We start from the raw sequence: 24,876 nt of genomic DNA, 5'->3' as shown, positions 1-24,876 counted from the left end.
GGGCGAGGCCATATTTTTGGCCTGGGCCGTGACCAGGTTGACGCCATGACCTGCGTTACAGGCGGCGGCATCCAGTTCAGCGCAAAAATCATTGTAGGCGCTGTGGTGACGTCTACTGTCGCCAACATAATGAACCGGGATCACATGCGCGTCTTCTTCCGGCGCGCCGCGGCGCTTGCCGCTTTTGTCGCGCTGCTCTGGGCTGTCCAAGTCGTCAATTGGATCATCGGCTACGGTTTGAACCCGGCCTTCGGCCTGATTCCAAGGCAGCTCGATGGTTTGGATGGCGTCGTCGCAATGCCGCTGCTGCACGGAAGCTTCGCGCATCTTTTAGCCAATACGCCGCCGCTCTTGGTGATGGGTGGGCTGCTGGTGGCCACCACCACGCGGGCCTTGCTGGCCGTGAACGCCGTGGTGATCGGCCTCGGCGGCGGTCTTGTCTGGCTGTTCGGAAGCTCGGCCATCCATATCGGCGCGTCAGGGCTGGTCTTCGGCTGGTTTGGCTTTCTCGTCGTGCGCGGCCTCGTGGATCGCTCACTGATCACGCTGGGTGCGACAGTGGTGGTCGGTTTCCTCTATGGTTCCATTCTTTGGGGCGTTCTTCCGGGTCAAACCGGCGTATCGTGGGAGGCACATCTTTTAGGCGCCATCGCGGGCGCGGTCGCTGCAGTCCTTGTCCGGACGCATGTCCATGCGCCGCGATTGGGCGACGTCGATTTGGATTAAAGCAGTAAACCTTACGTTTTCGGCCCAATCATGCAGTTCAACGAACATTCGAGATGCTGCATCCGAGGCCCGCATACCGTCCATTCGCCGCACGTGGAAGATTTGGCGATGAGAGAACCAATGGTCTGCGGGACAAAGCAGGCGCGCAGGTAGGGCTTAGGTGAAACTACTCGCGCACCTTGTTGTTATGCGGCAAGATGCTCTGACGATCGGAGGTGATATGGCTACAATAAAATCGTGGAGCGGCTCTTCACCACATGCGCGCGAGGTTGCAGCACTTGATGAGCTAAGAAAAGGCTTGCCACCCAATTGGTTTGGTTATGCGAATGTTTTTGTAAAAGACCCGAGATCAGACTCGGGTTATGAGGTCGATCTCATCCTAATTTGCGACGATCGAGTTTTAATGATTGACGTCAAGGATTGGGTTGGAAGAATCTCCTACAATCGCGGCCAGTGGTGCCAAGAGATTTCAGGAAAAAAGCAAAGATCGATGGGGGGAGATCCTGTTCTCAAACTCATTGACGCGGGAAATGCGCTAATCACAAGCATGAGAAGCGCGAAGATAAATCCAGTTCCATATGTAATGAAGGCGGTTGTATTCGCGCGCTCGACGACCGACTTTTCGCAAGTTGCCCAAATCCACAAAGAAGGCGGCAAAGGCAGAGTATTGGATGTTGCAACGCTGATTGCCAACTCAAAGAACACGAGGAGACTTGATGCGACAATTGGAAAACCAGCTTTTAAGTCAGCGCCGACCGGACTGACGAACAAAGACAGCGACATCTACAGGAAACTAAAAAGTTTCTTTCAGATTGGCCGCCATTTTTCAGTCGCCGAAATGGACTACTCGGCCTACAGGGCAAAGAACGATGAGGTGTTTTCGACCGACTTATGGGCACACTACGAAGCGACATCGAAAGACGCACATGACGACCTAGCCTTGCTAAGGCGCTGGAATTTCGACGCGGAAGTTGGCGTAACGATAGTTGACGCGGATCGAGACGCTCTTGTCGGGCGAGAGAACAACATCCAAGCGTTCCTTCGCAGCCACAAAACCGGTCGAGACGCACCGGTGCTTGCGTTTAAGGAAAGCAGCAACTCAGGCGGCGCTCTTAGATGGGAACTGTTTCAGAACCACCCAGACAACATGGTTCTCCAACGGTTTTTACCGAGAACCAGATCTGAGGTCTCCAACCAAACTCGCATTGCTCTCTTTGAGGCCCTTTTGGAGGCTGGTTCTTCGCTTGCAGCAGCAGAAGTCGCCCACCGGGATATTGGAGAGCATAGCGTTTGGCTAGACCTCGAGCGGCAAAGTGTCAGCCTATCGAATCTCGTGACGGCACGCGCCCCCGAGACCAAGACAACGGCTCGTAGTCTTGCCTGGCTTGCACACAGTAGCCTGGTCGATCCAGCCACAGAAGAAAGCAACGGGGCAGATGCGCTAGATCCTTTCCGCGCAGATGTTCATGCATTCGCGTACGCCGGCCTAAAAATTCTTCTCGGACCACTAGCGAAAAACGAACTGGATGATGAATACGCGTTCTACGCAGTCAAAGAAGAAGCAAAGACAGAGGCGGGTATTGGTCCCGCTCTGGATACTTGGTTTGAAACGGCACTGTCTTCGAATCCTAGAGAGCGTTTTGACAATTGCATCGAAGCGCACAGCGCACTTCTAAAAGCGCTTTCGCAAGACCGCGAAGACGACCCAATAGACTTACTTGAACCACATAGACGCCAAGAACCTTGCATGATGGCTTTCCCGATACATGAAAGCCTTTCACCGACAAGACCGGGTGTAACTGAGTGGCGTAGCAAGCTGGGGTCGGGAGCCATGCTGCGGGCACGCCTGTGGACCCTCGGTAATGCTCAGGCTCAAGCTTCAGCGATTTTAGATTTCGTTCGGCGGGGCAAATCGTTGTCCGTTCTCCCACCTACCATCGGGCCGCGGATAGTCGAATGTTCGTTGGACGCCTATGGTCCGTTCCTTTGCGTTGAAGAGATAACCGGGGATCGCCTCTCAGACTGTAATGAATTTATCCGAGATTTGGACCAGGACGGCCTAGTCGATTTGTGCCGTTCTGTCGCGAAGGCGGTGCTGATTGCCCACGACCTCGACCTTGCTCACGGTGATCTTTCTCCATCCAACCTTTTGTTGGTAAATCAGTCAGGAGACGGAGATTCAGAAGATGAGGATGTTGCTGTTCGCATCATTGACTGGCTGGACTTTTCGACCAAAGAGGCTGGGCCAAGAGAAACGGTAGCGTATGGTGGCCACGAACCCGATCCGATGCAGCGCGACCGAAGGGCTCTAGGTCGCATCATTTTGGAGCTTGTCAAGACCTGCGCTGCCGCAAGTGATATCATTGAAGCAGCCGAGGTTTTTGCAGCCGAGAGCCCAAAAGATGCTGGCCTAAATTGGAGAGAGATTTCTCTCTTGGATGTTAATGAGCTACTTGCGGCCAAAATCGAAGAAGAAGCGCCGATTGCAGTTCCCATCAAAGACATTCTGAATGGCAAAATCATCTCACCAGAAGATGGCGGGTACCGCGTTCTGTTTGACAAGAGCGATGGGTCCATAGGTAGGGACCCAAGTGCACGAAGTGTTACGATAGTTGGTTCGAACGCCGTGGTTGAGGTCTCATTTGACGCCGCCACAAAGAACTTTCGCGTAGCTCAATCCCGACGCTCATCGAACCGGCTCGAACAATTCGCCAGCCGGAAAGGTCATCGGATTGAACTCACTCTTGTTTCAGATGCGTCAGCGAGCTCGAACTCCTGGAACTTCGTTCGCGATCTTCCAGGATTTGACGAAATGTTTCCTGAGTCGCCGGATCCTCAAAAGCGCAAACGTCGCCCTATTCTCAGCATATCATCAAAAAAGGAGCCTGAAGCACAAGACCAATCACCGGAACCAGCCATGCCAAGCCCTTTAAGGGTCTGGGACGCAATGCTGGATGCAGAAGCCACCACCTGGCCAAGCGCAACCGCGCTATCTGAAGCGAAGCGGATGGTGAGCCGACCGGACGTTTACCGTGTTGAAGTGGACTTTGCGACCGAACCCAATCTCCTAGAGCCAGGTTTGCTTGTCGCGGCAAATGATCGAACCGTTGCCAAGCTTGAAAGAGTGCGTGGGTCTGAGGGCGTGATTGAGATCGTATCTGATCGTGGTCCACCATCAATCATCAGACCAAACGTCCCAATGGAATTCATCGATATTGGCGAAAGGTCAAACATCAGGCGTAGGCAAACAGCTTTACGGAAAATTGTAGACGCCCCCAAAATTGTATCTCTGGAAAGGTACTTCTCAGATAGAGCCCCTGCCACACTTGGTGAGTTTCTTGAACTTGGCCGTAAGCCTCTTGACTACTCTTTGAATGAGCCACAATCGCAAGCACTTACAAAGCTTTGGCAGCGCGGCCCTGTCTCGTTCCTACAAGGGCCGCCGGGCACTGGAAAAACCATGTTCATTGCGGCTTTCATTCACCATGCTCTGACACATGGAGGAGCAAAGAATGTACTGCTGACCGCGCAAACGCATGAAGCCGTTGACGGGGCTGCAGCGCGGCTACTGGACTTGTTTCGAAACAGAGGAGAGGAAATTGACCTAATTCGAATTGCTTCGAATGCTGAGAGGATTGATGGCGCCCTAAAAGATGCACACGCGGCGGCACTACAAGAACGTGTGCGACAGCGCTTCTCCGCAGAACGCGCAGAACGGGTAGTGGCTCTGGCGACTCCTCTTGGTATCGAGCCGGAATTTGTTCGTGAGTGCTCGAAGATCCTTCGTAGCGTGGTTGCGACAGCCGAAACGGTTGAAGCGCTGCAATCACAAATCGAAGGCTCGGGCGCTGCAGAACCCGCTGAGGCTGAAATGCTCAAGCGGATGAAAGGTGTCTTGGAGCGTCAGTGCGCAAGCTATGGACTCGAACCCGAACTTGGCCAGAACCCTTTAGCGTTACGCTTTCGGTTATTCGAAGATGCCGCGAAGCGCCATCGTGTGAAGCGGGCCGATGCTTCGCGGCTGATCCTCAGATTGTTTGAGGCTGCAAACGAGTACGAGGAAGCACTTGGACAGCGTGGCGCTCTCGAACCGGTCTTTGTCCGAACACGTCGTTTGGTTTGCGGGACCTGTGTCGGTCTTGGTGACGAAAAACTTGGATTGATTGATGAAGCATTTGATCTCGTCGTCGTTGACGAGGCTGCCCGAGCGCAAGGAAGTGAATTGGCAATTCCACTTGTTACGGGCCGAAAGGTCTTGCTCGTGGGAGACCAGAAACAACTTGAACCATTTCTTGATCGCGAGGCGTTGCAGAAAGCGGCAAAGGAACTGGGGCTTGAAGAAGCGCAGTTGATGCGTAGCGATTTCGAAAGGGCTTTTGGGAGCCCTTACGGTGAGACAGCATCAGCGCTATTGGACATTCAATACAGAATGGCACCTACTATCGGGGGGATGGTCTCTGACGTCTTCTATGATGGAAAACTTAAGACCGGTCGAGGAGCGCCGCAGCCGGAGTGGAGGGCCCTGCCTTGGCCGTTCGACAGCGAGATATCTTGGGTAAGCTCAAGCGGGAAAGAAACCGCTCGGTCCGGCCGCGTCAGCAACGATTCTGAGGTAGAGGACATCGTAGAGAGCTTAGAGCGCCTCGCTGGATCGGACCAGGGCAGAGGCCTTTTGGACAATCATTTATGCGCACAAAAGAGCGAACTATTTGTCGGTGTAATTGCCATGTACGCTGAGCAGGTAGCAGCTATTCAACGACGCATTGGCACCTCTTCTCTCGATCGGAATTGGCGTGATCAAATTAAAGTAGGGACGGTTGATAGTTATCAAGGTAAAGAGAACCCGATTGTGATGGTCTCGCTGGTGCGAGATAACTCCAAGAAGAACATTGGCTTCCTGCGAACTGAGAACCGTATCAACGTGGCCTTAAGTCGAGCGAAGGAGCGTTTGGTGATTTTCGGTTCTCAACGCATGTTTTCCAGTTCCGATAGCAAGCTAGCTCAGGTCTTGGCCCATCCATGCCTGAAGGGTCGTATCGGGCCGATTAAACATGACGACTTTGTGGTGAACTAAGAAGATGTCAGAAGATGCAACCATTGCTACCGTCTGCCTGGAAGCCCGAACCCGCCGTTACCGTATTGATGCGATACTTCGGCGTAAACCGATACTGGAAGCTCCTGCTGAGGCCTGCTTGAAGGCTCTTTTCATTGCCGAGCGTTTGCCAGAAACCGCGTTGATGCAGTACCTTGGTCTGGCGCCAGCAGAGTTCGACGTTATTGCCTCTCAACTTGCGACTAATGCTCTCATCACGAGGAGCGGTCCTGATTTGCTGCTGACCGCTGAAGGGAAAAAGGCAATCGACCCAAACTCCGAAGGTCAGAACAGAGAACCGGTTACCGATACAATTGCCTTTGAAGATACCGCTTTTGCAGAAGCCCCGCGAGAGAAGGCACGGCCTTGGATGTTGCCTCTTGAGAGCACGCAACTCCGTGAGGATGGGCGCCCCGAGGCCACAAAAGCATTCCGGGATGGCTTTTTTGCTTGGCGAGCACGCAAACACTCAGAAAGGAGCGGCGATAGTTCTTCACAAGCCGTTGGTTTAGCGCGGATCGCAAATGTAGTCCCACTCGGGCGGGACTCGTCCGCCATTAGAGCGCCAGTGGTCCTGGCGCCCACCTCCAACGCCGCATATGTCGACGTCTCTAGGATAGATTTAGGTTCCCTGACTTCTCCTGAGAGGCGTGAGGTTTGCGCTGAGGCGTTTCGAAAGGGAATTACTGCTGCTTCAACTCCGCAAGACGGCGAGAAAGCTATCTCTTGGATCGGGCGCTTTATCGAAGAACTTCCAGGGGCGCCCCATTTGGACCCCGTAGATTGGGCTCGCAGGGTGCGATCCGGCGAAATTGTGACCAGTGGCCAAGGACAGCTAATATCTCAGTCTTTACCGTCATTTGTAACATCAGGCGGAGTTGACACTGAGCAATTGAGCGCAGATTTTGGGGATCCTCCTATCGTTTTTTGGTCACCACCAGAAGGTGATGCCTGGCGACTTGATGCGGACATTGATCCTGCCATAAGACGGCTTTCAAAGAATGGAAGGCGGTTCGACCACACGAAAGAGGTTAGTGTGAGCGCCGTCTTTCGCGTCCGAAAGGGGACAGAACGCGACACAGAATACACTTGGTTTCTTAGGCAACAAAATGGTCCCTTTGGCGCGGCGCTGCTTCTCTCGACGCCGCCCTCAGACTCCACCAGATTGCCTATGGGATTAGGCGAAGATTTGCCTCAGGCTCTTGAGTTGCTCTTGAAGCCGGGTCATTGGGTTGTTGCTGTGTCGCACGTGGTGGCCGAGCGAGCTCATATTCCGATCCCCATTGGGGTCGCTACTGATGATCCTCAAGCAGTCCAGCGCGTTCAAGCGGTTATTCATGATAGGATCGCGACATCCGAGGTTGATGACTGGCGAGCAGCTGGAGATCGCAAGGTTTGTGAACGGATTGCGAATAGAGCTATCGTCGCAACCGAGCCTCAGAAAAGCTAGCCTAATCGCAGAAACTAAATGGGGAAAGGTTCGCCGCCGTTTAAAGTGCCTCTCGGTGATCAACCGTGCGATCAATCGACACGCAGTAATTGGTGCGCCAGTCAAAAGGATTTGGCGTTTTTCGAGAGCAGCAACTCGTTGATGTCCGTTTGTTTGTGTCCACCAGCAATGGCGGCCAACGCACTGCATAGAACGGCCCTTCGGTCCGTCGCGCATTCGGCCATGCGGCCTCACCGCGGCGTCGCGCCTGGCATCCCGGTTTGCCCGCCTCGCGAGCACGTTCCTCCCCGGCCGCTCCGCCGGATTGCGCTCTGGTCTGTTTTGCGGGGCAAAACGATCCCGCCGCTTCATCCGTCTCCCGCGTCCGGTCAGGCCGTTTGCCTGCTCAGGTCGGGCAAACCTACCGTCAAAACACACACACATGAGCGCGGAAGCATATCCTCCGGATGGCCCCCAAATCAGCCCGCGTCAAGGATCGCAAAACTTTTCGGCGAGGGCGGCGCTTGTGGTGCGGCGCGGTCCCGTGCCTGAGGGCGCGCGTGTGTCGGGTGCTGCGCGCGGAAAACTTTTGCGCCCGGCAAGCCGGCGGCTGCGCCGTCCCTGACCCGGGCAGATTCGGAAACCAGGCATTCGGCCATGCCCCCACACTCACGTGGTGGCCTTGGAACCGAACACTGGAGACCAGACATGGCTTACGACAATGCGAACACCTACGAGACCATCGAGCTTTTCGGACTGACCGAGAAGGACGCGCAGCTGCCGATCCCGGAAGATCACATCCTGACCGACCACATCATCCGCGAAAGCTTCGAGGCTTTGCTCGGTCCGCTGCGCGGGACCGGCCTTGAGGCTGAAATCGAACCGTTGGCCCATGGGCTCGCCACGATCCTGCAGCGCCGGAAAGTCGCGCTTGGTAAGGAGGTCGACCGCATCGCCGACAAGATCGGCGCGCTGGCAAAATCCCACGACGGATCGGAAATCGCCGAGACCGCGCTCGAAGAGGCGCAGGCGCGCTTTCTGCAATTGCGCGAGATTGTTGGCGCCATCGAGGTGATGAGCGAGGCGGCGGCGGAGTGCTACGAGATCGAGACCGGTCACGCCTTCATCCCGGCAGCCGGGTCGCGCGCAAGCGTCCGGGCGAAAGAGACCGGGGCAGTGTTCGAGGCGCGGCAACTGCTGGAGCAGCACGACCGTGAAACCGCCGAGAAGTCGAAAGTCGAGGGCGTGCCCCTGATTGTCTCGGGCGCCACCGACTGGACCGATGTCGATGTGATCTTCAACACACTCGACAAGGTTCGCGAACGGATCAAGCAGAACCGCAACCAGGAGATCTTCCTCTGCCACAAGGGTGGCAAGCACGGGGCGGAGATGATTGCGGCCCGGTGGGCCCGGGCACGCGGGGTCGCGCAGGCGCGCTTCGATCCGCGCTGGTCCGCACACGGGCGGGCGGCACCGTTCAAGTGCAACGACGAAATGCTGGACGACAAGTTCGCGGCGACGGGGGTTGTACTCTTCGGCGGCAACGGGGTCGCGCTGAACCTCGGGCAGAAGGCGGAAGCGAAAGGCCTGACGGTCATGCGGGTTGCGGACCCGGCGAAGAAGACTGCGCAGGATTGAAGAGAGGGGGTCGCGCTTGGCGCGGCCCTTTCGTCATGTCTCATGGTGCGTGCGATCGGTCACGCGTGATCGGCAGTCTGCGGCGTCCAGTACCGTTATCCCTCTACCCGGTCCGTCAGAGTGCGGTCCATCCGCATCGGTATGGGCTCGGGATGGTGCGCACCTCACGCACATCGTTAGCGGGGCAAGAAGCGAGGGATCGAGATGTCGCACTTGAGGCTGAAGACTTGCGCATCCCTCGGGTGGTGTTTCGGAACATCACACCCACGCGGGCGGGCTCCGTCAGCACCCCGGCCAGGCTCGGCGGGACGCGAACGCGGATGGTGGCGTCGGCGTGATGGCAAGGGTCATCCGTGTCACTCCTTTTTGCTCATAGATGTGGATCGCACGGGGTCGGCCCAATCGTGCCCTGCGCTTCGCTCCGGCAAGCACAAATACGGCTTCCACGGCTAGCCGCGGACCCTCCGCATTTGCGCTTGCGACCGGGCCTCTTGCCCCCGTGCTGGGTGATCCCCATCGCAACAAGGAGTAACCCAAATGACCAACCACTACGTCGCCACCGTCCCCGTCAAGTTCACCGACACCGATGGCCAGGAGCGCACCCGTTTTCAGCGCGTGGGCGCGATGTTCCGCAACACTCGCAACGGGGACGGCTCGGAGTTCTTCAGCCTCAAGCTCGACTTCCCGGTCGCGGTCTCGGAGCTGGTGATGTTCCCGCCGAGCGCGAAGGATCCCCAGGACTGAATCCTCTGACGAGGATGGGCCGCCCCGGGACGATCTTGGGGCGGCCCGATCCCTGTTCCAGGGATGCCGTCACCGGCGCGGGTGATCGCCGGCAGCGACCCTTCTTGGTGCCGTTCGCTGCGCGTTCAACGGACGCACTCCGCCCGGAATGATCAGGCCGCGACAGACCGGCCAGTCAGCCTCAAGGGGGCCATCCGCAAAAACCTATCGGCCAGGGCCTCCCGGTTTTTGCGGCAGAGATTTGGCAAGCCAAATCTGGCCCTCCTTGACCCTGCCTGTCCGCCCTGTCGGTGGGGTTTGCGCCCGCCCGAGGGTCTGACCGAACACATGCGTGTTCGGTCAGACCCTCGGGCGGTGCTGGGGAAGGGGCCCCATCGGACAGGTGGGGTTCTTGATGGCGAGTGGGCAGGCCCGCGCCCCTGCGGGCCCCGGGGGAAGCGGACACCAAGGCTGCCTAAGACTGAGTGCGACGTAAGTATATAATTGACATATAGGTATATTATCGTAAGGTAGGGGCAGCCTTGGTGGAAGGTGGCAGGAAATAGGGGGTCTTTCTTCCGCATGTCCCGAACAAAACGCCTGACAGAGATCGAGAAGATGCAGATCGTCCGCGAGGCCGCGGAGGGTGTGTCGACGTCTGAGCTGGCGATGCGTTTCGAGGTCACATCGCGGGCAGTGCGCTACGTCCTGAAAGCCGATGCCGAGCGCCAGGCCGATGCCGCGATCCCGGTCTCGGCGGTCAGTGTGAAGGTCACGGCTGCGGAGCTTGCGGCGCTCGACGAGGTGTTGGCCGAGGCGGGGATCGAGAGCCGGGCCGAGGGATTGCGGCGGCTCATTCAGGCCGCAGGCGGGGTGTTCGTTCCGGACGCGCAGATGGCAGCAGAGATGGCGCGCTACCGCGCCTCTCTGCACGAGGTTGGCAATGGTGTCGCGCAGATCGCCAAGCAGATGACGCGGGCCAACCGGATGGGGCAGGGGGCTGATGGTGGCACGCGTGCCGAGTTCTCCGAATTGCGGCTTGCGCAGATGCGCGGGCTGGCGCGATTCATCCTGGATTCCGCTGACGAGATTGACCTGCTCCTGCGCCGCCGTCGCGACGCGATGCAGCTCGAGGCCACGGCCGCGCTGAGGGAGTTTGCCCATGCGGCTGAATGATGCCGTCGATGCTGTCACGGGCGAGGTCTTCCGGGACGGCTGGAGCCGGATCCGGGGCTCGATGCAGGGGCTGCACGTGGCCAAGCAGAGCCAGCTTGTGCGCGCGGCGGCAGGGCATCGGCCGGCCGTCTTCAAGGCGATCCTGGGCGGCGGTACGCATACCAAATCGCAGCTCGCAAACCAGCTTGATTACCTCACCACGAAGTCCACCCATATCGTAGACTCGAGTGGGTTTCTGGATGGCAAGGCGAAGCTCGAGGCGCGTGACATCAAGGATCTGACCGAGCGCTTTGCCAAGCGGTGGGATGCGGGCTTCAAGCCCAAGCTCGGCCAGACCACCCACTTGCTCATGTCCTTCCCCATCGGCACGCGCGGAGAGGATGTGCGCGACATCGCGACCGATGTGGCCGAGCGGTTCTTCCAGAGTGACGCGGGGCATTTCGACTACATCATCGCGGTGCATGAAGACCGCGATCACCCGCATGCGCATCTGGTGTTGAACCGCCGCTCGCAGGAAGGCGAGTTCTTTTTCCTCGGGCGCAACCACCGCTTCAACTATGACGACCTCCGCCTCGCCATGGTCGAGGAGGCGGAGAAGTACGGCGTGCGCCTGGAAGCCACGCGTCGGGTGGATCGCGGAGTTGTACATTACCCGGCCCGCACCAGCGAGGTCTATGCGGCCAAGGACGAGGGGCGCGCGCCCCGCGAGCGGGAACGTGTGGGGCAGGACCTGACGCGGACGCTGGCGGAGATCGCCAACACCAGAACCGTCTACCACTCGCTTGCCGCGGAAGCCTCCCGGGAGGCCCGCGAGGATATCGCGGCGGCGCTCTTCCGCGCGGGCGAGGTGCTGGCGCGTGGCGGGCAGGTGGACCGAATAGGAGATGTGTATATGGCCGAGGATCAAAGTTTCGAGGATCTCAGCAGCCTCTATGCGGAAAAGCTCGCGCGGGTGCAGGGCATGATCGCCGAGAAGTCTGACGTGGAACGTCCCATGCTGGAAAAACGCCTGATCGAGATCCAGACGCAGGTCCAGCACATGCAGCCGCTCGGATTGCGTTCGAGTACGTTGTCAGAGGCGCCCTCGGAGGGCGGGGTCTATTCCGAGGCAAACATCCAAGAGAGCGAGCTCGAACGCCTCACTGAGCCGCGCCTGCGCTCACGGATCGACGCGGCCCTGCGCGGCACGGGCATCAGCACATCGGAAGTGGTCGCCCGGATCGAGACGGGCGCCTCAAATGCAGCGCTCGAGCATCAATGGATCGCCGATGATCTCTCCAAGGTGGCCGAGGCGCGCGATCTGAACCTTGAACGCCGCGCTGATCTGGAACAGGCGCGCGACGTTCTCAACGATGTGCATGTCGCGCTTGGCACGCTTCTGGAGCGGGAAAACGTGCTGCGCCGGGATGGTGTCGTGGAAGCGGAACCGGTCAGAGAGCGGTTCCACTATCACGAGGGCGCGGTCCGGGCGATGGAAGGGACAATCCGTCAGGAGATGCGCGCAGACGGCCTGAGCGCGCAGCAGATCGAGGACCGGGACAGGGAGGTTGTCTCAAGGGCGGAGCGCCGGATCGAGACGGAACAGCGCGCGTATCTCGAGGCACACCCGGATCTGCTCGCACGCCCTGGCGATGTGATTGACCGGTCTGAACCTTACAGGGAGACCATTGCCGATGCGGCCCGCGCCAGCGAGATCACCCGCGAGGTCGACCGCATCATGGAAGGACGCGACCTCCGCACGCCCGTTGCAGATGCTGTCACGGATGATTTACGAGCGCGCTATCCGGACATGCCCTCCCACCTCGCCCGTGGGCTCGGCGCGACCTATGCCGCCGTCGTCGAGACCCGGGACACGGAGGCCATCAATCAGGTTCGCCGCGACAACGAGTTGCGCGAGGGGCTTGGGGTTGGCACGCGTGACGAACGTCTAGCCACCCGCGATGAAACGGCGCCGCAGACTGACCGTGCCGACCGCCTCGCAGACGAGATTGTGCGTGTGCTGGACCATGAACGGGCCGGGGAGTTGTCCGCGCCCTTCGAGACCGAGGCGGAGCGGGACGCCTTCCGCGACGAGATCGCGCGGGTGCTTGATAACCGCCAACTCGACCGGCTCACATCCGGCGATGCCGATGCGCTGGAACAGGTTCTCGAGGACCGCCTCGACCGGCTCTATGTCGCCAAGGTCTACCTGCAATCGGATGCCGCGACGGCCAACACGGAGGCCCTGCGCCAGGTGGTCGATGATCTGGCTGACACCGAATACGAAAAACACCGCGCGACAGACGTGGATGGCGAGACCGAGCGGGGTCAGGTCCATTGAGCGCGCCCATGGGAAAGGCGCGGATCGCGACCGGTGTCTTGTTGGTAACGCTGGTGACCGCCGCCATGGGCTATACCATCGCCTCGGCGGTGCTGACCTACCAGGATCTCGGCTTTGGGGCCGAGATCGACTTTGCCTATATCGCGCAGAACTATCTTGCGATCCTGGACCGCCGCCCGGAGGACGCGCAACTTATTCACCTGATCATCGGCAGCTTCGCCGCCGCCGGCCTGATGTTGAGCCTCGCCCTCTCGGGGTCCGCTCTGACACGGTTTGGCCAGACCCATTGGCAGACCGCGCGCGAGATGAAGGCCAATGGGTTCTTCGGGGCGCCAGGGACCGGGTTCATCCTCGGCAAGCTGGGGACGCCGGGCTCCCGCGCCAATTACATTTGCTCCAAGGTTTTCCCGCATGCGCTGATCGTGGCCCCCACGGGCCGCGGCAAGACCACGGGCTTCGTCATTCCGAACCTGCTGACCTGGCAAGGCTCCGCCGTGACGCTCGATGTGAAGGGCGAGTGCTTTGAGGCCACGGCTCGGCACCGCGCAGCCCAAGGCGACAAGGTCTATCGCTTTGCCCCCACCGATTGGGAGGGCAAGCGCACGCATCGCTACAACCCGCTCCTGCGTATCTTCGAGCTGAAAGATCCCGCGCGCCAGCAGATGGAACTGCAGCTCCTGGCGACGCTGTTCCTGCAGAGCGACAATGACCGGGTGCAGGGGCTGCTCAAGGGCGGGATCGATCTCTTTGTGGCAGCAGGTCTGCTGGCCTTCCAGCGCAAGCGCCCCACCTTGGGCGAGATCTACCGCATCGCGGCCTCGGGCGGGAACAAGCAGAAGGAATACTTCGCGCGGGGTCACGAGGTCGACAACCGTGCGGCCAAGCTGATCTTCACGCGGTTGGCCTCGACCAACAATGACACCCTGACCTCTTACGTCTCGCTCCTGATGACCTCGGGGCTCGACCAATGGCAGAACCCGGCCATCGATGAGGCGACGGCGGTGTCAGACTTTGATTTCCGCACGATCCGCAAGACACCCTTCTCGGTCTATCTTGTCGTCCAGCCCCTGATGGTGAAACCCCTGGCACCGCTGATCCGGCTCTTCTTCTCCGATCTCCTCTCCGCCATGCAGGAAAAGGACCCCGGACCGGATGAGCCCTGGCCGGTCATGATCATGCTCGATGAGTTCAATCGTTTGGGCAAAATGCCCATCGTGGTCGAGAGCATCGAGACCCTGCGGACCTATCGCGGCCATTTGGCCGTGGTCACCCAAACCATCCCCGCCCTCGATGAAATCTACGGCGAAAACACCCGCCGCGCCCTGCAAGGGAATGCCGGCGTGAAACTCTACCTGACACCCTCCGATGAGAAGACTGTCGAGGAACTGAGCAAGGCGGTCGGCAAGACCACGAAGACCGTCATCACGCGATCCCAGTCCATCGGCAAGAACCCCTTCGAGGGCCGTAGCCAGTCCACCCGGACCGAAGAAAGCTCTCTCCTGCCCGAAGATGAGGCGCGCCGCCTACCGCTCGACGAGATCGTCATGGTGATCGATGCGCAAATGCCGGTCCGAGCGAAGCGAATTCAGTACTTCGACGATCGGCTGTTCAAGGCGATCCACGCAGCACAGACGGGCGAGTTGCCGTTTCCGGAGCCGGGGGGCGGGGGGGCGCAGGGCAATTTGCCGTTGAGTATGCGCGCCATGCCGATGACGCCGCCGTCGGACGTGCCCCGCGGAGGTGAAGCTGATGTGGATATGGAGAGCGCAAGCCAAGTATCTGGCGGTTACCCGTCAGGGCAAAACGAAGGTGCTCCAAAGAAGACTGCGCCCGTCGTTCAAGCCGTCGTCGCCGAGGAGCAGCGACAGATGGAGATGGATTTCTTTGACGAGAATTCAATGGATGGCCAAAGAGAGAATGCTGACGTTCAAGTGTTTGAAACCGCTTTAAAAAATCTTGGTATGTTGGAAGCTCGTATCTCAGAAAACTGAACTTGACCAACGCATTTAGCGTCAGATTTGACGTACGTATTTTACGGTTGCGGTTCTAAGGCCCCTTGGACAGCCTGTATGCTAGCCATCGCACATTTGGCCGCCCAAGAATATCTGCAAATTCGCCTTCGGAATTAACAGAGAAACCAGCCTTTTGAGCGGATTGCTCGAACTCTGTTGCATCAACAGAATACATGCTTCTGCCTTTGTCAGACGGGCCAATTCGCAATGTGACGAATGCAGCGCCTTCATCGGAAAGCAATTCATAGAGTCGCGCCAAACAAGGTGCTCTTTCTTCTGGGGGAATGTGCATCCACACAGCACTCATCAGAGCAATATCAAACTTGGCTCCTGACAGAAGTGGGTGACTTAACTCAGGAAGCTGCCCATCAATCCATTCGATGCCACCGTTTTCATGAATGGCTTTAGCAAGTGCTCGCATAGATGATGAAGGCTCCACCGCGATGACGGAATGACCTTTGGATGCAAACCAAGCCGCATCGCGACCGCTGCCAGAACCTATGTCGATGATCCTCAAGCTCTTCGTTGGAAGCGTTGAAATCAGAAAAGGATAGGCATCTTCAAAGGATACGGCCTCGTAACTGTCGGCCAGAGCTGCTGCATGCTGATCGTAGAATTCTATAGCGTCTAGGTTCTTCGTCATGGGATCCTGTTGGAATGTTTGTTCGTACCAGAAGGCACCTAAGAGCGCGAGGCTGCACAACGCGGACCAACAAAGCATAAAGGAGAACAAATTGCGAACAGTTTTGTCGCGATTGCAGAATCTTTCTAGCCGACTGTCGGTGGTTGAGTTTGCGCTCGCGTCTACGAATCCGTCCGGCGCGGCTTGCCGCAACCAGGCAAGATAGCAGTCCATTACGTGCCGGAAGCGAAACAGGACCGCAAAAAGCGCTCCATTTCCTACGACCGCTGTGAGCAGCAAAGCAGTAACAAGCCATGTGTTCTCTGGTATGCGCGAAACCCCAAACCATAAGCCGCCTGTAAGTGTCATTGCCAGAACTGGAATCTGCCACATGATCTGGTTTAGCGAGCGGAACTGCTGATAGTTCTGCTGGTATGCTTCACTCTTTAGGTCCATGGACTGATGCCTTTCGATTGTGGCAATCGTGTTATTCTCGCGACCAGGCACTGCGTATCAAATCTGCTAGCTCCGCCATCTCGTCTTCATCTGCGAAGGGAACTTGGGCCAATATGATCTCGCCTTCGCCAGATAACTTGGCTGCGAGATGGCCACGCCCCAAGAGTCTTTCCGCCCCTGGTTCGTCGAGCACTAGAACAGAGTTTCGTTTGTCCGCAACCTTTAGAACAAGCCGGTTGGTCAAGTTGGCGCGGAGCTGCATCGGGAGGGCATCCTTGTCTGGTCGCTGCGTTATGAGGACCAGATTGATCCCTGCGGCGCGGGCTTTCACACCAAGGCGGCTCGCGTTGAGCTCGACAGCATCACGGTAGTCATCGATCAGCATCCAATCCGCAAGTTCGTCGTGAAAGACCCATATCCTTGGCAGACGTTCGCTAGGCGGCACTTTCTTATTATAATTTGCAAGTTTGGTCACACCCGCGTCTGCGAGAAGACGGTTGCGTCGTTCCATCTCTTCAACAAGCTCCTCAAGTGTCTCAATGGCCTCCTCTCTTGAGGTAATGAGATCACCATCGAGGTGCGGCATTCGACGAAGCCACGGGAAATCAATCCCCGCCTTCGGATCGATCATTCTGATCCGTGCGCTCTCAGGGCTGTTTGTTGCGCAGATATCGAGTAGCAAAGACTGTACCAGAACGCCTTTCCCGCTTCCGGTCTCACCTGCAATCAGCGTGTGCGGACCATGAGGTTGCTGGCCAGCAAATCCCTCTCCAACATTGAGGTATAGCAGCTCTCCGTCAGCCTCCTTGGCGCCAATAAGCAAGCTCGTGTTTGTTTCAGGGGCGGTTTCCGGCAGCTCACGAAGTCTCCAAAGGTCTCTCAACCTAAGGATGGCACGCTTCGGGCGCCGCACCATGACAATAACCTCCATCGGTGCCGCCAGGAGATTAATGACATCTATGGCGTGAGAGGTCAGGAGTTCCTGCCGTCTCTTTTCGACCTTGGGAAGCGTGAGGTCATCTGAGCCCCGAAGGCGAATGAGTGCAGCGTTGGGCGTCAAGCGTGATCCGATCAGCTCTGCAGTCATATCGTATCCGCGAAGCGCCCGCTGCAGATTGATGACTGTTTCTTCAAGCCAACGTTGCGCATCATCATCGTCGTCGTTTGTCCCGGAACTGTTGAGCCAGGATGCCAACTCAGCGGATGGCATATTGGTGATCTCGGGCGCCGCAGAGCCCTCGTCTTTCTTTTCGGCGCCCGTCAGTTCTGTCGTGTTTGAATTTTCATCAGCAGTTGTTTCGACCTGAACAGGATCGGCGCTGCCAGTCTCCGTGGACGACGAACTTACCTCTTCTTGATTGGACGTCTCCGTATCCATTTTTTCGTTCGGAGGTGTCGAGCCTTCATCAGGCACTGCACCATTCACGGCGCGTGAAATTAATGCCGTTTCCCAAGGGTCCCTGGGATCAATATCGCCAACCTCAGTTTGAGGAAGTTGATCAACGGCAAAGGCACGCAGCCGAGAAGCGACGCGCGGTTTGTCAAACACTTGCTGAATACAGTGAGAAGCGCCCTTTAACTGAGTAGAGCCGCCTGCATCAACATATTCATCATCATCGTGAACAAAGACGTGCGAGAAACCGGATAGCGCAATTGGCACGTGGTCGAGGCGAACTTCCTCTGACCACTTATGCAGGTCCCATCCGCCGAGTATTTCCGGATCAAAGGGCTGCATGCCTTCGATCATGAAATCACCGATGCGATGTAGCCAGAGTTCACGGTCAATCCGTGCACCCTGGGGATCGAGTGCCCGGCCCAAGCGCAAAACGGTTTCTTCGAGCTGTTTTGCAGATTTCTTTGCCTGTGACCGGTATCCGCGTGCTGTAACGAACTTCGCCTCGGAAATCGCGATCTTTAGAACGGGCTTTCCGTCCTCGATGCGTGGCGCAATCGCCATGATGTCGGCAATTTGCTCTTCCTTTTGTCCAAACCAGGAAGCGAAATCGTCAAGGCAATACCATCCTGTTGGAAGAGTAGGGTCGCCGAGGCCGCGTTTCAGTTCTTCCATAGAGAGGACGACACCCAGCAACTCATTTGCGTAGCGCCCGTACCGCGCGGCGCGCATCACGACATGGCCGGAGAGCTGGTTGGCTTGTTCGGTTAGCCGGTCAACTGCGGCAATCCCATGAGTTGCAACGATGGTTGGGTCGATATGGTCCAAGCGCTGCTTGATAAGGGTTTGCAGTAGGCGCGGCTTGGCCGTCGTCGATACTGTAATGTTTCGGTCGACCCCGCGATCATGGATGTGTCGTATGACCTGAACACCGTTGTTCGAAAGGAGCCGACGGTCCACAAGCTCGTCGTAATTGACCACCCATTCCCCAATGCGGTGAGCGTTTTTGAAGACGTCGGCGATTTGGGTGTCTTTGAAGTTCACCTCACGTGCGGGGATCACGTCTTCTGCACGTGCGTTGTCGCCTTCGAGGAAAAGCTGAATGGCATTCAGATATCGTTGGCCTACCTGCGGCTGCACTGGAGCTGTCAAATATACGGAAGTTGCCGTATCCGCAGCTCCTACAGGACGTCGGCGAGACCAGCGGTGGGGAACATGAGAGATCAAGTCCGGACGTTGCGTTCCGGGGGCGCGCTTCCAACGTAGCTCTGCGTTGCGGGCGATGACATCCTGAAGGGCGACAAGGTCGGCCGCGCGGGTGTCTTCGTCGTCAGTGACTGCGCTTTCGTCAAGAAACCCGACACGTAGTCTTGAAAGGAAGTTCCGGGCTGCCTCACTCGCCATTACCGAACCGGTATCATCGCTGACTGCGACATTTTGCTGTTCGTAAACCTTGCGCATCCGCATCGGCTGCGAATGCGTCAGGAGAAGGTCGCATTGAAGCTCGTTCTCTTGCTCAACTTTGCTAGAAAGCTCCGCCGCAAGCGCGCTCGGAAGCGCCTTAGATTCCGCATTGTATAGCACAACCGAGAAATTTGTCCGCTCGTGGGGAAGCAAATTCAAGAACTGTTCCCCGACCGCGCTGAAGGCCTTGGCGGCGACGCCAGGCTCAACATCAAGCGCATCCTCGACATTGCCGTTGCCACCACGCCGGGGTTGTTCCGCTAAACTGTAATCGAAAGAGGACTCAGCAACGGACAGCAGGATGGCTTGATCTTCGGCGAAGCCGATACAGACTTCCGGATAGTAGTCGGACTGCAACTCTAGGGTTCTCTGCCCAAAGAGCAGGTCGGCGCGGAATATGTCCTTCTCTTCAGCTGCTAGCACGCTCTTTACAAGCTCAGCAGTTTGGTGAGCCTTGATGTGGATTTCTGCAAGGCGCAGGGGGTGCCAAGGAAGAACAATCGCAGCCGACGCGCCGTCACCAACGTTGGCAACACCTACTCGCAGCAGTTCTTTCCAAAGCGTCTCTCGCGCAAGGTCGTTGTTGGCATGAACCATAAGCGCTTCAAGGAGATCACCGTATCTATTAGCCTGGGTTATAAGACTGTCAGCGGCGATACCCTCACCGTCAGTGCCAACCCACGCTCGGATCGCCTCGGCATACCCTTCACGGAAGGCTTCGAAGGCATCTCGAATGGCTGCGCTTCCTTCGGGCGAGATCAGCCCTGATAGTTTGTCGAGTTCGCCGAGGAAAGCCTCGCTACGGTCGCCACTGGCTCTATTGGGTGCGACCATCGTACCGTTACTGCCATTCAGCGCATCCCGGATGGTGCTTACCTCCATCAGATCGATGCGCTGTATACGCCCCTTCGCACTCGTTGATTGCCGGGCAATATCGGCTGTCGGTAGAAGTACGCGGTCTCCTTGTGCATTCGCGATCCTGACAAGATCATCTGCCATTGAGCAGGCGAGCGCGGCTGGGGACATCTCCCAAATAAAGAGAAGCTTTGCTTTGGCGCCGTCTGGGTCGAGTTCAACTTCGAACTTGAGACTTCGAGCATCCTTGGCTCCGGATGTGCTACGTGCAAGATCGGCGTCCACATTCGGGAAATAGAAATCCTGCATCTTTCCGAAGTCAAAGGTCACGTCAGAGCCGAATAGATGTTCAATGCCGCGAAAACGGAACGCAAAATATCTGGCGACAGCTGCGTTCTTCCCGCGCCAAAAGCTCTTCTCACGACTGCGCGGAATACGCACAGTCAGCTTTTTTGATTTTAGCTCGATATCGTTTGTTCGGTCACGGAGTCTTTGTAGAGTCTCGATCAGACCGACGAAGAAGTCAGAGTATGGCTTTGGATTATTGAAGGCAAATTTTTCCCAAGCGGCGTAGAGTGCTTTATCACGTGCAATGTGCTCCTGGTAATGGTCGAACAACGCTGCGAGATCGTCTGTGGGGTCCTTTGGAAATGGAGCAAGCAGAAGGGTCCGCTCATCGTCTTCGAGCAAGTCATCAAACTCATCATCAAAGAACTTGACGGTTTTCTCGCCAAGTGGAAGTCGGTCTGGGCGCCTAGGGCCCAAAAAAACCTCTGAAACGGAGCGCCAATCGAGCTCAACAACGTCTTCTTGGCTTTGCCGCCAGACATCAGCAGAAAGATCATCATCCAAAAACCGTTGAATGATATCTATTGAAGGTTGCTCCAGGCGACCTCCAACAGCAGTAAGATTTTCTGCGAGCTGTTCGTCTATAGGGTCTCCACGTTCGTTTTCACGAACAAGTAGAGGCCGAACGTTCTGATGAAGTCGCCGAAAAATTTTAGCCCACTCGGCACTCCTCGCGCGCTTTGCTTCAGGGATTCTGTCGAAGTCGCCTGCGCTGCGCGGCAGTCTTAGTGCTGGCAGGGCATTATCTACCGCCTTCTGCAAAGGCATACCTTTTGAAATAACATTGTCCGAGATTGCCAATACGAAAGCCGAAAAGGTTTCAATCGTCCGCGCTGCGTGTGTTTCATTTGCAGCCTGCAAGGCAGCCGCTAAGTGCTCTCTCTTCTTTTGATCAAGAAACCGATCTGTAAGGCCCGCGCAGTGCATCCAATCCGCATATCGAAGCCTGAGTTTATCAGTTTCAATCCGCGTCACCTTCTCGACGCTCTTGTCGTTTCTTTGCAGCTCATCCTGCGAGGCAGCAAAGAGGACGGCGCGCTTGTCGTCTGGGAGGCGGCAGTGCCGCCAATGAGTGATGGACTCATCGCTCCTTGTTTCCGTGGGCAGATCCCCATTCGGATCGAAGACGGTGCCCACTCTCACCATCACTTCGTTTGAGATTTCGCCATCTGCGATTACAGCCTGCGCCACTGCGCGAACGACTTCAGCGTCGAGGCCCAACATGCATATGCGCTGTGTACCCTCAGGTTCCCCGGACAACTGCTCTTTCAATGAGGCGGTTGCCACGGCCGCGATTAGCTCGGTCCTAGTCATAGTGGCCTCCTGAACGGGTTTTCGACATATGCGCAGTCATCTGACAGGCGCCGAAGCAAGCCCAACGTCCTAAGGCGTTGTTCAAGACGCTGCGCGTTCTGTGAAAACGCATACTGATCCGTCGGAAGCTGACCGTAAGCCTTTTCAGCTTCAGGAGCTGCGATTACGATTCGAAACCTGTCGTAAAGCTTGGCGAGAAAGCGATGATATTCTTCTCGCTCACCATCAACTGTACACATAACCAACGCTTTGATGAGGGAATCATTGGGCGCGTACCAGGTCCCCACACCTCGGCGAGAAACAGCAAGTCCGATTTGACGCATCCATTCCAAATGCACCTTTGAAACGTGTTGTGAATGCCGTTTCTCAGCGTAGCTTCTCAGGGCATTGAAGATCGTCTCTGGGTCGCCCGAGGCCGGACCATCTTCCGGGTCCCATTGAAAACGCTCAGTTAGGTACTCTCTAACGGCGTCAGCAGGCGCGCGCTTCTGCAAGGCTTCTTCCCAATCAGGGGCGTTCTTCGCGCTGTCTATGTACGCGCGAACGGCTCGATTTGTGAGCATGCGGTTGGCGCGCAGGTTCTCGGCTGAAATCTCGAATAGAGTTGTCTTTTTGGGTGCTGGAATTTCAAGGACAAACCTAGGCTCGCCTTGATCACCGGTTTCTTCGATTGATCTACGCAGCATGTAGATGAGCATGTGCAGCGCAGAAAGACGCACCAAGGGGTCGATGACTGCATTACCTGGAAGATCAAGGCTAAGAAGCTGACGCCATGTCTTTGCAAGCTCTTTATATTCATCGCGCTGAGCAAATGGCAGATAGCCTATACCTCCAGTAACGGAGTTGGCATCGATCCGATGGTCGTCGGGGAGTAGTGCCTTAGCGACGCGGTTCCAGGAATTATCGCTCCGTAGAATCTTCTCGCCAATCAACTTGGCGATTTCGGTGCCTTGGCCACTGCGGGAGAGCATCAAGTACAACAGTTCCCCGCCACGCGCGAAAAAGCGTCTATCAGGACTACTATTGGGATTGTTTGGCAAGTCAGCGTAAAGGCAATAGGGGCCGTAAGGGAACAAAAAGCGGCTTGTCCATCTCCGTTGCCTGTGTGGTTCAACAGCGGTGTTTTGGAAGAGTTCGACAATCCTTGCGAGCTCAGAAAACTCGCCACATCGGTCTCGCAAAAAAGCGAAACTTTGATCGCTCTCGAATTGCTTGAGCCAGGCGTCCCATTTCTCACCGTCCAGCTTTTCACTTGCATCAATATGCTGGATATGGGGGTTGCTAAAGATTAGCTCACGCAAGGGTATCAGCCTCGGCGTGTCATAGGTGAACTGCTCGTGTGCGCCTTCATTTCGAACCTCAGCTAGACCGTGCTGAACTTGATCACGGGAACGAAAGACGGACAGGAACTCCAGAAAAACAAGCCAAGGGGTCTGATCGTTATAAAAACGATGTCCCCAGATCGCCTCGTCAACCCAGACTTTAATGCCTTTGTAATGTGTTGGAGTATCAAGTCGTGTCATGCGTCACCTACACGAACGCGAATATTGTCGGGTTGCGGCCGCCCCCTTGGGTCGACAGTAATGGCGCGAAGGCTCACTTCGCCTTGCACAGGCTGCGCCCCCATTATTTGGTCGAGCCGCTCGATCAGCCGAAGCTTGAAATCCAAAAAGTCCTCATAGCACTGACGAGAGAAGCTCGCGGGCAGGCTGCCGCGTGCGACGCGGATCAGGTATTCAAAATGTGTAAGTTGTAGTTCAAGCTGGTCGACGACTGTCTCAGGCCCTCCGGCTGGATCGATAACTTGCACAATGGGAGTGAAGTCATCGGACGCTAGTGAAAGACGAACGTATGGATCACGTCGCTGCGGGCTCGCGCTCAACTCGTGTTCAAGGATTGATGCTATGCGCCCGCGTCCATCCCCGCCGGATGAGGAGAGATAGAGCTTCGTGCCGTCGTCGATCATCATACCGCAGAATGTGCGGTTGAGCCCCCGCACCAAGAGTTCAGAAATGCGAGAGATGTCGGCCTTATCAGTTAGTCTCCGGCCAAATTCCAAGAACAGATCAGCTGAGCGGTAGACACTTAATGACCAGGGCTTCAACTCACCGTCATCCGGAAGTGTAAAAAATAGTCTCTGGCGCTGCCTCGCCAAGGCTCTCATGAACTCAGTGATGTTTTCTCGCTCGCCTTCGAGATAGTCCCTGAGAAAAGGGGCGTATGCATCTGCGCCGTAGAAGTGGTCACTCCCGATGTGCGAAGCAAAGATTGTTTCGTTGTTATAGCGTCCATAGATAAGAAGGTTATCGATTTGGTTGTCGGTCTCTCGGCCGACACCGAAGCCCTCTAGCGCCGTAAATGCCTGGTATTGCTGACGTTGTCTCTCGGGAAGATTAGCGCCAAAAACATTCGTGTAGGGATTTGTCATCCGGTAGTTGTCCGTCTCGGCACGGTTCTTGGCTTTCCGGCACGTCAGCAAGCTTGATGACGCCCGGTCACCGAGCAGAATGTTTACACTAAGGAGCAGAAGGTCACGGATGGGCAAGTGCGTGCGATTGGCCCGCGCAAGGCTGAGAAGCTGAGAGAGGCGCGTCTGGAAAAGGGACTCTCCGCCATTTGCGCGCAATCTATCCCTGTTGATACGGATCGGGCAGCGTGTGTTTCCATCGGCATCAAGCAGCTCGCACCCTAAGCAGTTATCCCATTGTGGATGCTCAACAATCTGTTCGATGATGGCAAGAAAATGCTTGGCTGCGTCAAGGCGCGAGAGATTATAGAGGTCGAGCGAGAGATCATCGCGGGTGATCTTGTCCGTCACAAGCATGGACTCAATCGAGACAAATGTGCGGAAGGCCTCTTCACCATTTGCCTCGGCCCAATCGCGCAAGGACGCAAGTAACTGCCCATCGTTCGCGGCTACCAAATAAACATTAGGAGAGTTTTGATCGCCAATCGCATCCATGAAACCGGGTAGAAGATCGTTTTTTTCGGTTGTCGTCAGTTCGCTGAGGTCTTTGACAATACGAAGAGTTTTTCCTGACCCAGAAAGTGGCAGGGAAACAATCTTTTCCCCCTTTTGCCATTCCTGCGGATTATCAGCGAATTCTTCAAACACGCGTCGGCAGTGGTAGGTCTTCCCATCGCCAGCAGTCCCAGTGAGCACCACTGACCTAGGCACGTTTGATCGAAAGTTCTCAAGTATTGCTGGAAGTTTGGACGGCGTTATCTGGATTGGAGGCACTATGCCTTTCCGATCAATCTCAGCTTGGATGAGCTCGTCATACATGTTGTCCGTTGCAGAAATCGGA

General features: G+C 56.7%; 12 protein-coding genes. 8 read left to right on the top strand and 4 right to left on the bottom strand.

The genetic code is table 11. The features are described from left to right. The first annotated feature begins 45 nt into the window (after positions 1–45). From KPG71_RS12800 to KPG71_RS12765, 8 genes are all read left to right on the top strand, one after another. The gene (locus KPG71_RS12800) at positions 46–726 is read left to right on the top strand and encodes a rhomboid family intramembrane serine protease (protein ID WP_253196251.1); all 681 of its coding nucleotides are present in this window, start codon (positions 46–48) and stop codon (positions 724–726) included. 160 nt (positions 727–886) lie between these two features. After that, a complete protein-coding gene (locus tag KPG71_RS12795; RefSeq protein ID WP_216338401.1) occupies positions 887–5,800 on the top strand; it encodes an AAA domain-containing protein in 4,914 nt (1,637 codons plus the stop codon). Between the two features lie 4 nt (positions 5,801–5,804). Beyond that, positions 5,805–7,268, top strand: a complete 1,464-nt coding sequence (locus tag KPG71_RS12790) for a hypothetical protein (protein WP_216338400.1) — start codon at positions 5,805–5,807, stop codon at positions 7,266–7,268. Between the two features lie 687 nt (positions 7,269–7,955). Then, entirely contained in the window at positions 7,956–8,885 is a 930-nt protein-coding gene (locus KPG71_RS12785; protein ID WP_216338399.1) for a DUF2493 domain-containing protein, read from the top strand. A 537-nt stretch (positions 8,886–9,422) separates the two neighbouring features. After that, complete coding sequence (locus tag KPG71_RS12780; protein ID WP_007120662.1) at positions 9,423–9,629, top strand: hypothetical protein; 207 nt, start codon at positions 9,423–9,425, stop codon at positions 9,627–9,629. Positions 9,630–10,190: 561 nt separating this feature from the next. Then, positions 10,191–10,784 carry a transposase gene (locus KPG71_RS12775; RefSeq protein ID WP_216338398.1) on the top strand — a complete coding sequence of 198 codons (594 nt, stop codon included), beginning with the start codon at positions 10,191–10,193 and terminating at the stop codon, positions 10,782–10,784. Further along, complete coding sequence (locus KPG71_RS12770) at positions 10,771–13,104, top strand: relaxase/mobilization nuclease domain-containing protein (protein ID WP_216338397.1); 2,334 nt, start codon at positions 10,771–10,773, stop codon at positions 13,102–13,104. Before KPG71_RS12775 ends, KPG71_RS12770 begins: the two co-directional genes overlap by 14 nt. Positions 13,105–13,112: 8 nt before the next feature. Then, the gene (locus KPG71_RS12765; protein WP_216338396.1) at positions 13,113–15,095 is read left to right on the top strand and encodes a type IV secretory system conjugative DNA transfer family protein; all 1,983 of its coding nucleotides are present in this window, start codon (positions 13,113–13,115) and stop codon (positions 15,093–15,095) included. 55 nt (positions 15,096–15,150) lie between these two features. Here KPG71_RS12765 and KPG71_RS12760 read toward each other — a convergent pair whose 3' ends face one another. Genes KPG71_RS12760 through KPG71_RS12745 form a run of 4 tightly spaced genes read right to left on the bottom strand, consistent with a single transcriptional unit; the run spans position 15,151 to position 24,854 of the window. After that, positions 15,151–16,194, bottom strand: a complete 1,044-nt coding sequence (locus KPG71_RS12760; protein WP_216338395.1) for a bifunctional 2-polyprenyl-6-hydroxyphenol methylase/3-demethylubiquinol 3-O-methyltransferase UbiG — start codon at positions 16,192–16,194, stop codon at positions 15,151–15,153. Positions 16,195–16,225: 31 nt separating this feature from the next. Then, positions 16,226–21,568: an FtsK/SpoIIIE domain-containing protein gene (locus tag KPG71_RS12755; protein WP_216338394.1), complete on the bottom strand. Its 5,343-nt coding sequence runs from the start codon at positions 21,566–21,568 to the stop codon at positions 16,226–16,228. Further along, positions 21,565–23,091, bottom strand: a complete 1,527-nt coding sequence (locus tag KPG71_RS12750; protein WP_216338393.1) for a hypothetical protein — start codon at positions 23,089–23,091, stop codon at positions 21,565–21,567. The genes KPG71_RS12755 and KPG71_RS12750 overlap by 4 nt, the downstream gene beginning before the upstream one ends. Then, positions 23,088–24,854, bottom strand: coding sequence for a hypothetical protein (locus KPG71_RS12745; protein ID WP_216338392.1), 1,767 nt, complete (start codon positions 24,852–24,854; stop codon positions 23,088–23,090). Before KPG71_RS12745 ends, KPG71_RS12750 begins: the two co-directional genes overlap by 4 nt. Between the last annotated feature and the right edge of the window lie 22 nt (positions 24,855–24,876).

It is taken from the genome of Roseovarius sp. PS-C2, assembly GCF_018862045.1.
Classification (GTDB): Bacteria; Pseudomonadota; Alphaproteobacteria; order Rhodobacterales; family Rhodobacteraceae; genus Roseovarius.
This window is presented reverse-complemented; position numbering and strand designations above follow the sequence as displayed.

Bases quoted from the DNA above. Each gene is read 5' to 3' on its own strand.
- KPG71_RS12755 (WP_216338394.1), bottom strand. From the start codon at position 21,568: ATGACTAGGACCGAGCTAATCGCGGCCGTGGCAACCGCCTCATTGAAA.
- KPG71_RS12800 (WP_253196251.1), top strand. From the start codon at position 46: ATGACCTGCGTTACAGGCGGCGGCATCCAGTTCAGCGCAAAAATCATT.
- KPG71_RS12750 (WP_216338393.1), bottom strand. From the start codon at position 23,091: ATGACACGACTTGATACTCCAACACATTACAAAGGCATTAAAGTCTGG.
- KPG71_RS12790 (WP_216338400.1), top strand. From the start codon at position 5,805: ATGTCAGAAGATGCAACCATTGCTACCGTCTGCCTGGAAGCCCGAACC.
- KPG71_RS12765 (WP_216338396.1), top strand. From the start codon at position 13,113: ATGGGAAAGGCGCGGATCGCGACCGGTGTCTTGTTGGTAACGCTGGTG.
- KPG71_RS12785 (WP_216338399.1), top strand. From the start codon at position 7,956: ATGGCTTACGACAATGCGAACACCTACGAGACCATCGAGCTTTTCGGA.
- KPG71_RS12770 (WP_216338397.1), top strand. From the start codon at position 10,771: ATGCGGCTGAATGATGCCGTCGATGCTGTCACGGGCGAGGTCTTCCGG.
- KPG71_RS12775 (WP_216338398.1), top strand. From the start codon at position 10,191: ATGTCCCGAACAAAACGCCTGACAGAGATCGAGAAGATGCAGATCGTC.
- KPG71_RS12780 (WP_007120662.1), top strand. From the start codon at position 9,423: ATGACCAACCACTACGTCGCCACCGTCCCCGTCAAGTTCACCGACACC.
- KPG71_RS12760 (WP_216338395.1), bottom strand. From the start codon at position 16,194: ATGGACCTAAAGAGTGAAGCATACCAGCAGAACTATCAGCAGTTCCGC.
- KPG71_RS12745 (WP_216338392.1), bottom strand. From the start codon at position 24,854: ATGTATGACGAGCTCATCCAAGCTGAGATTGATCGGAAAGGCATAGTG.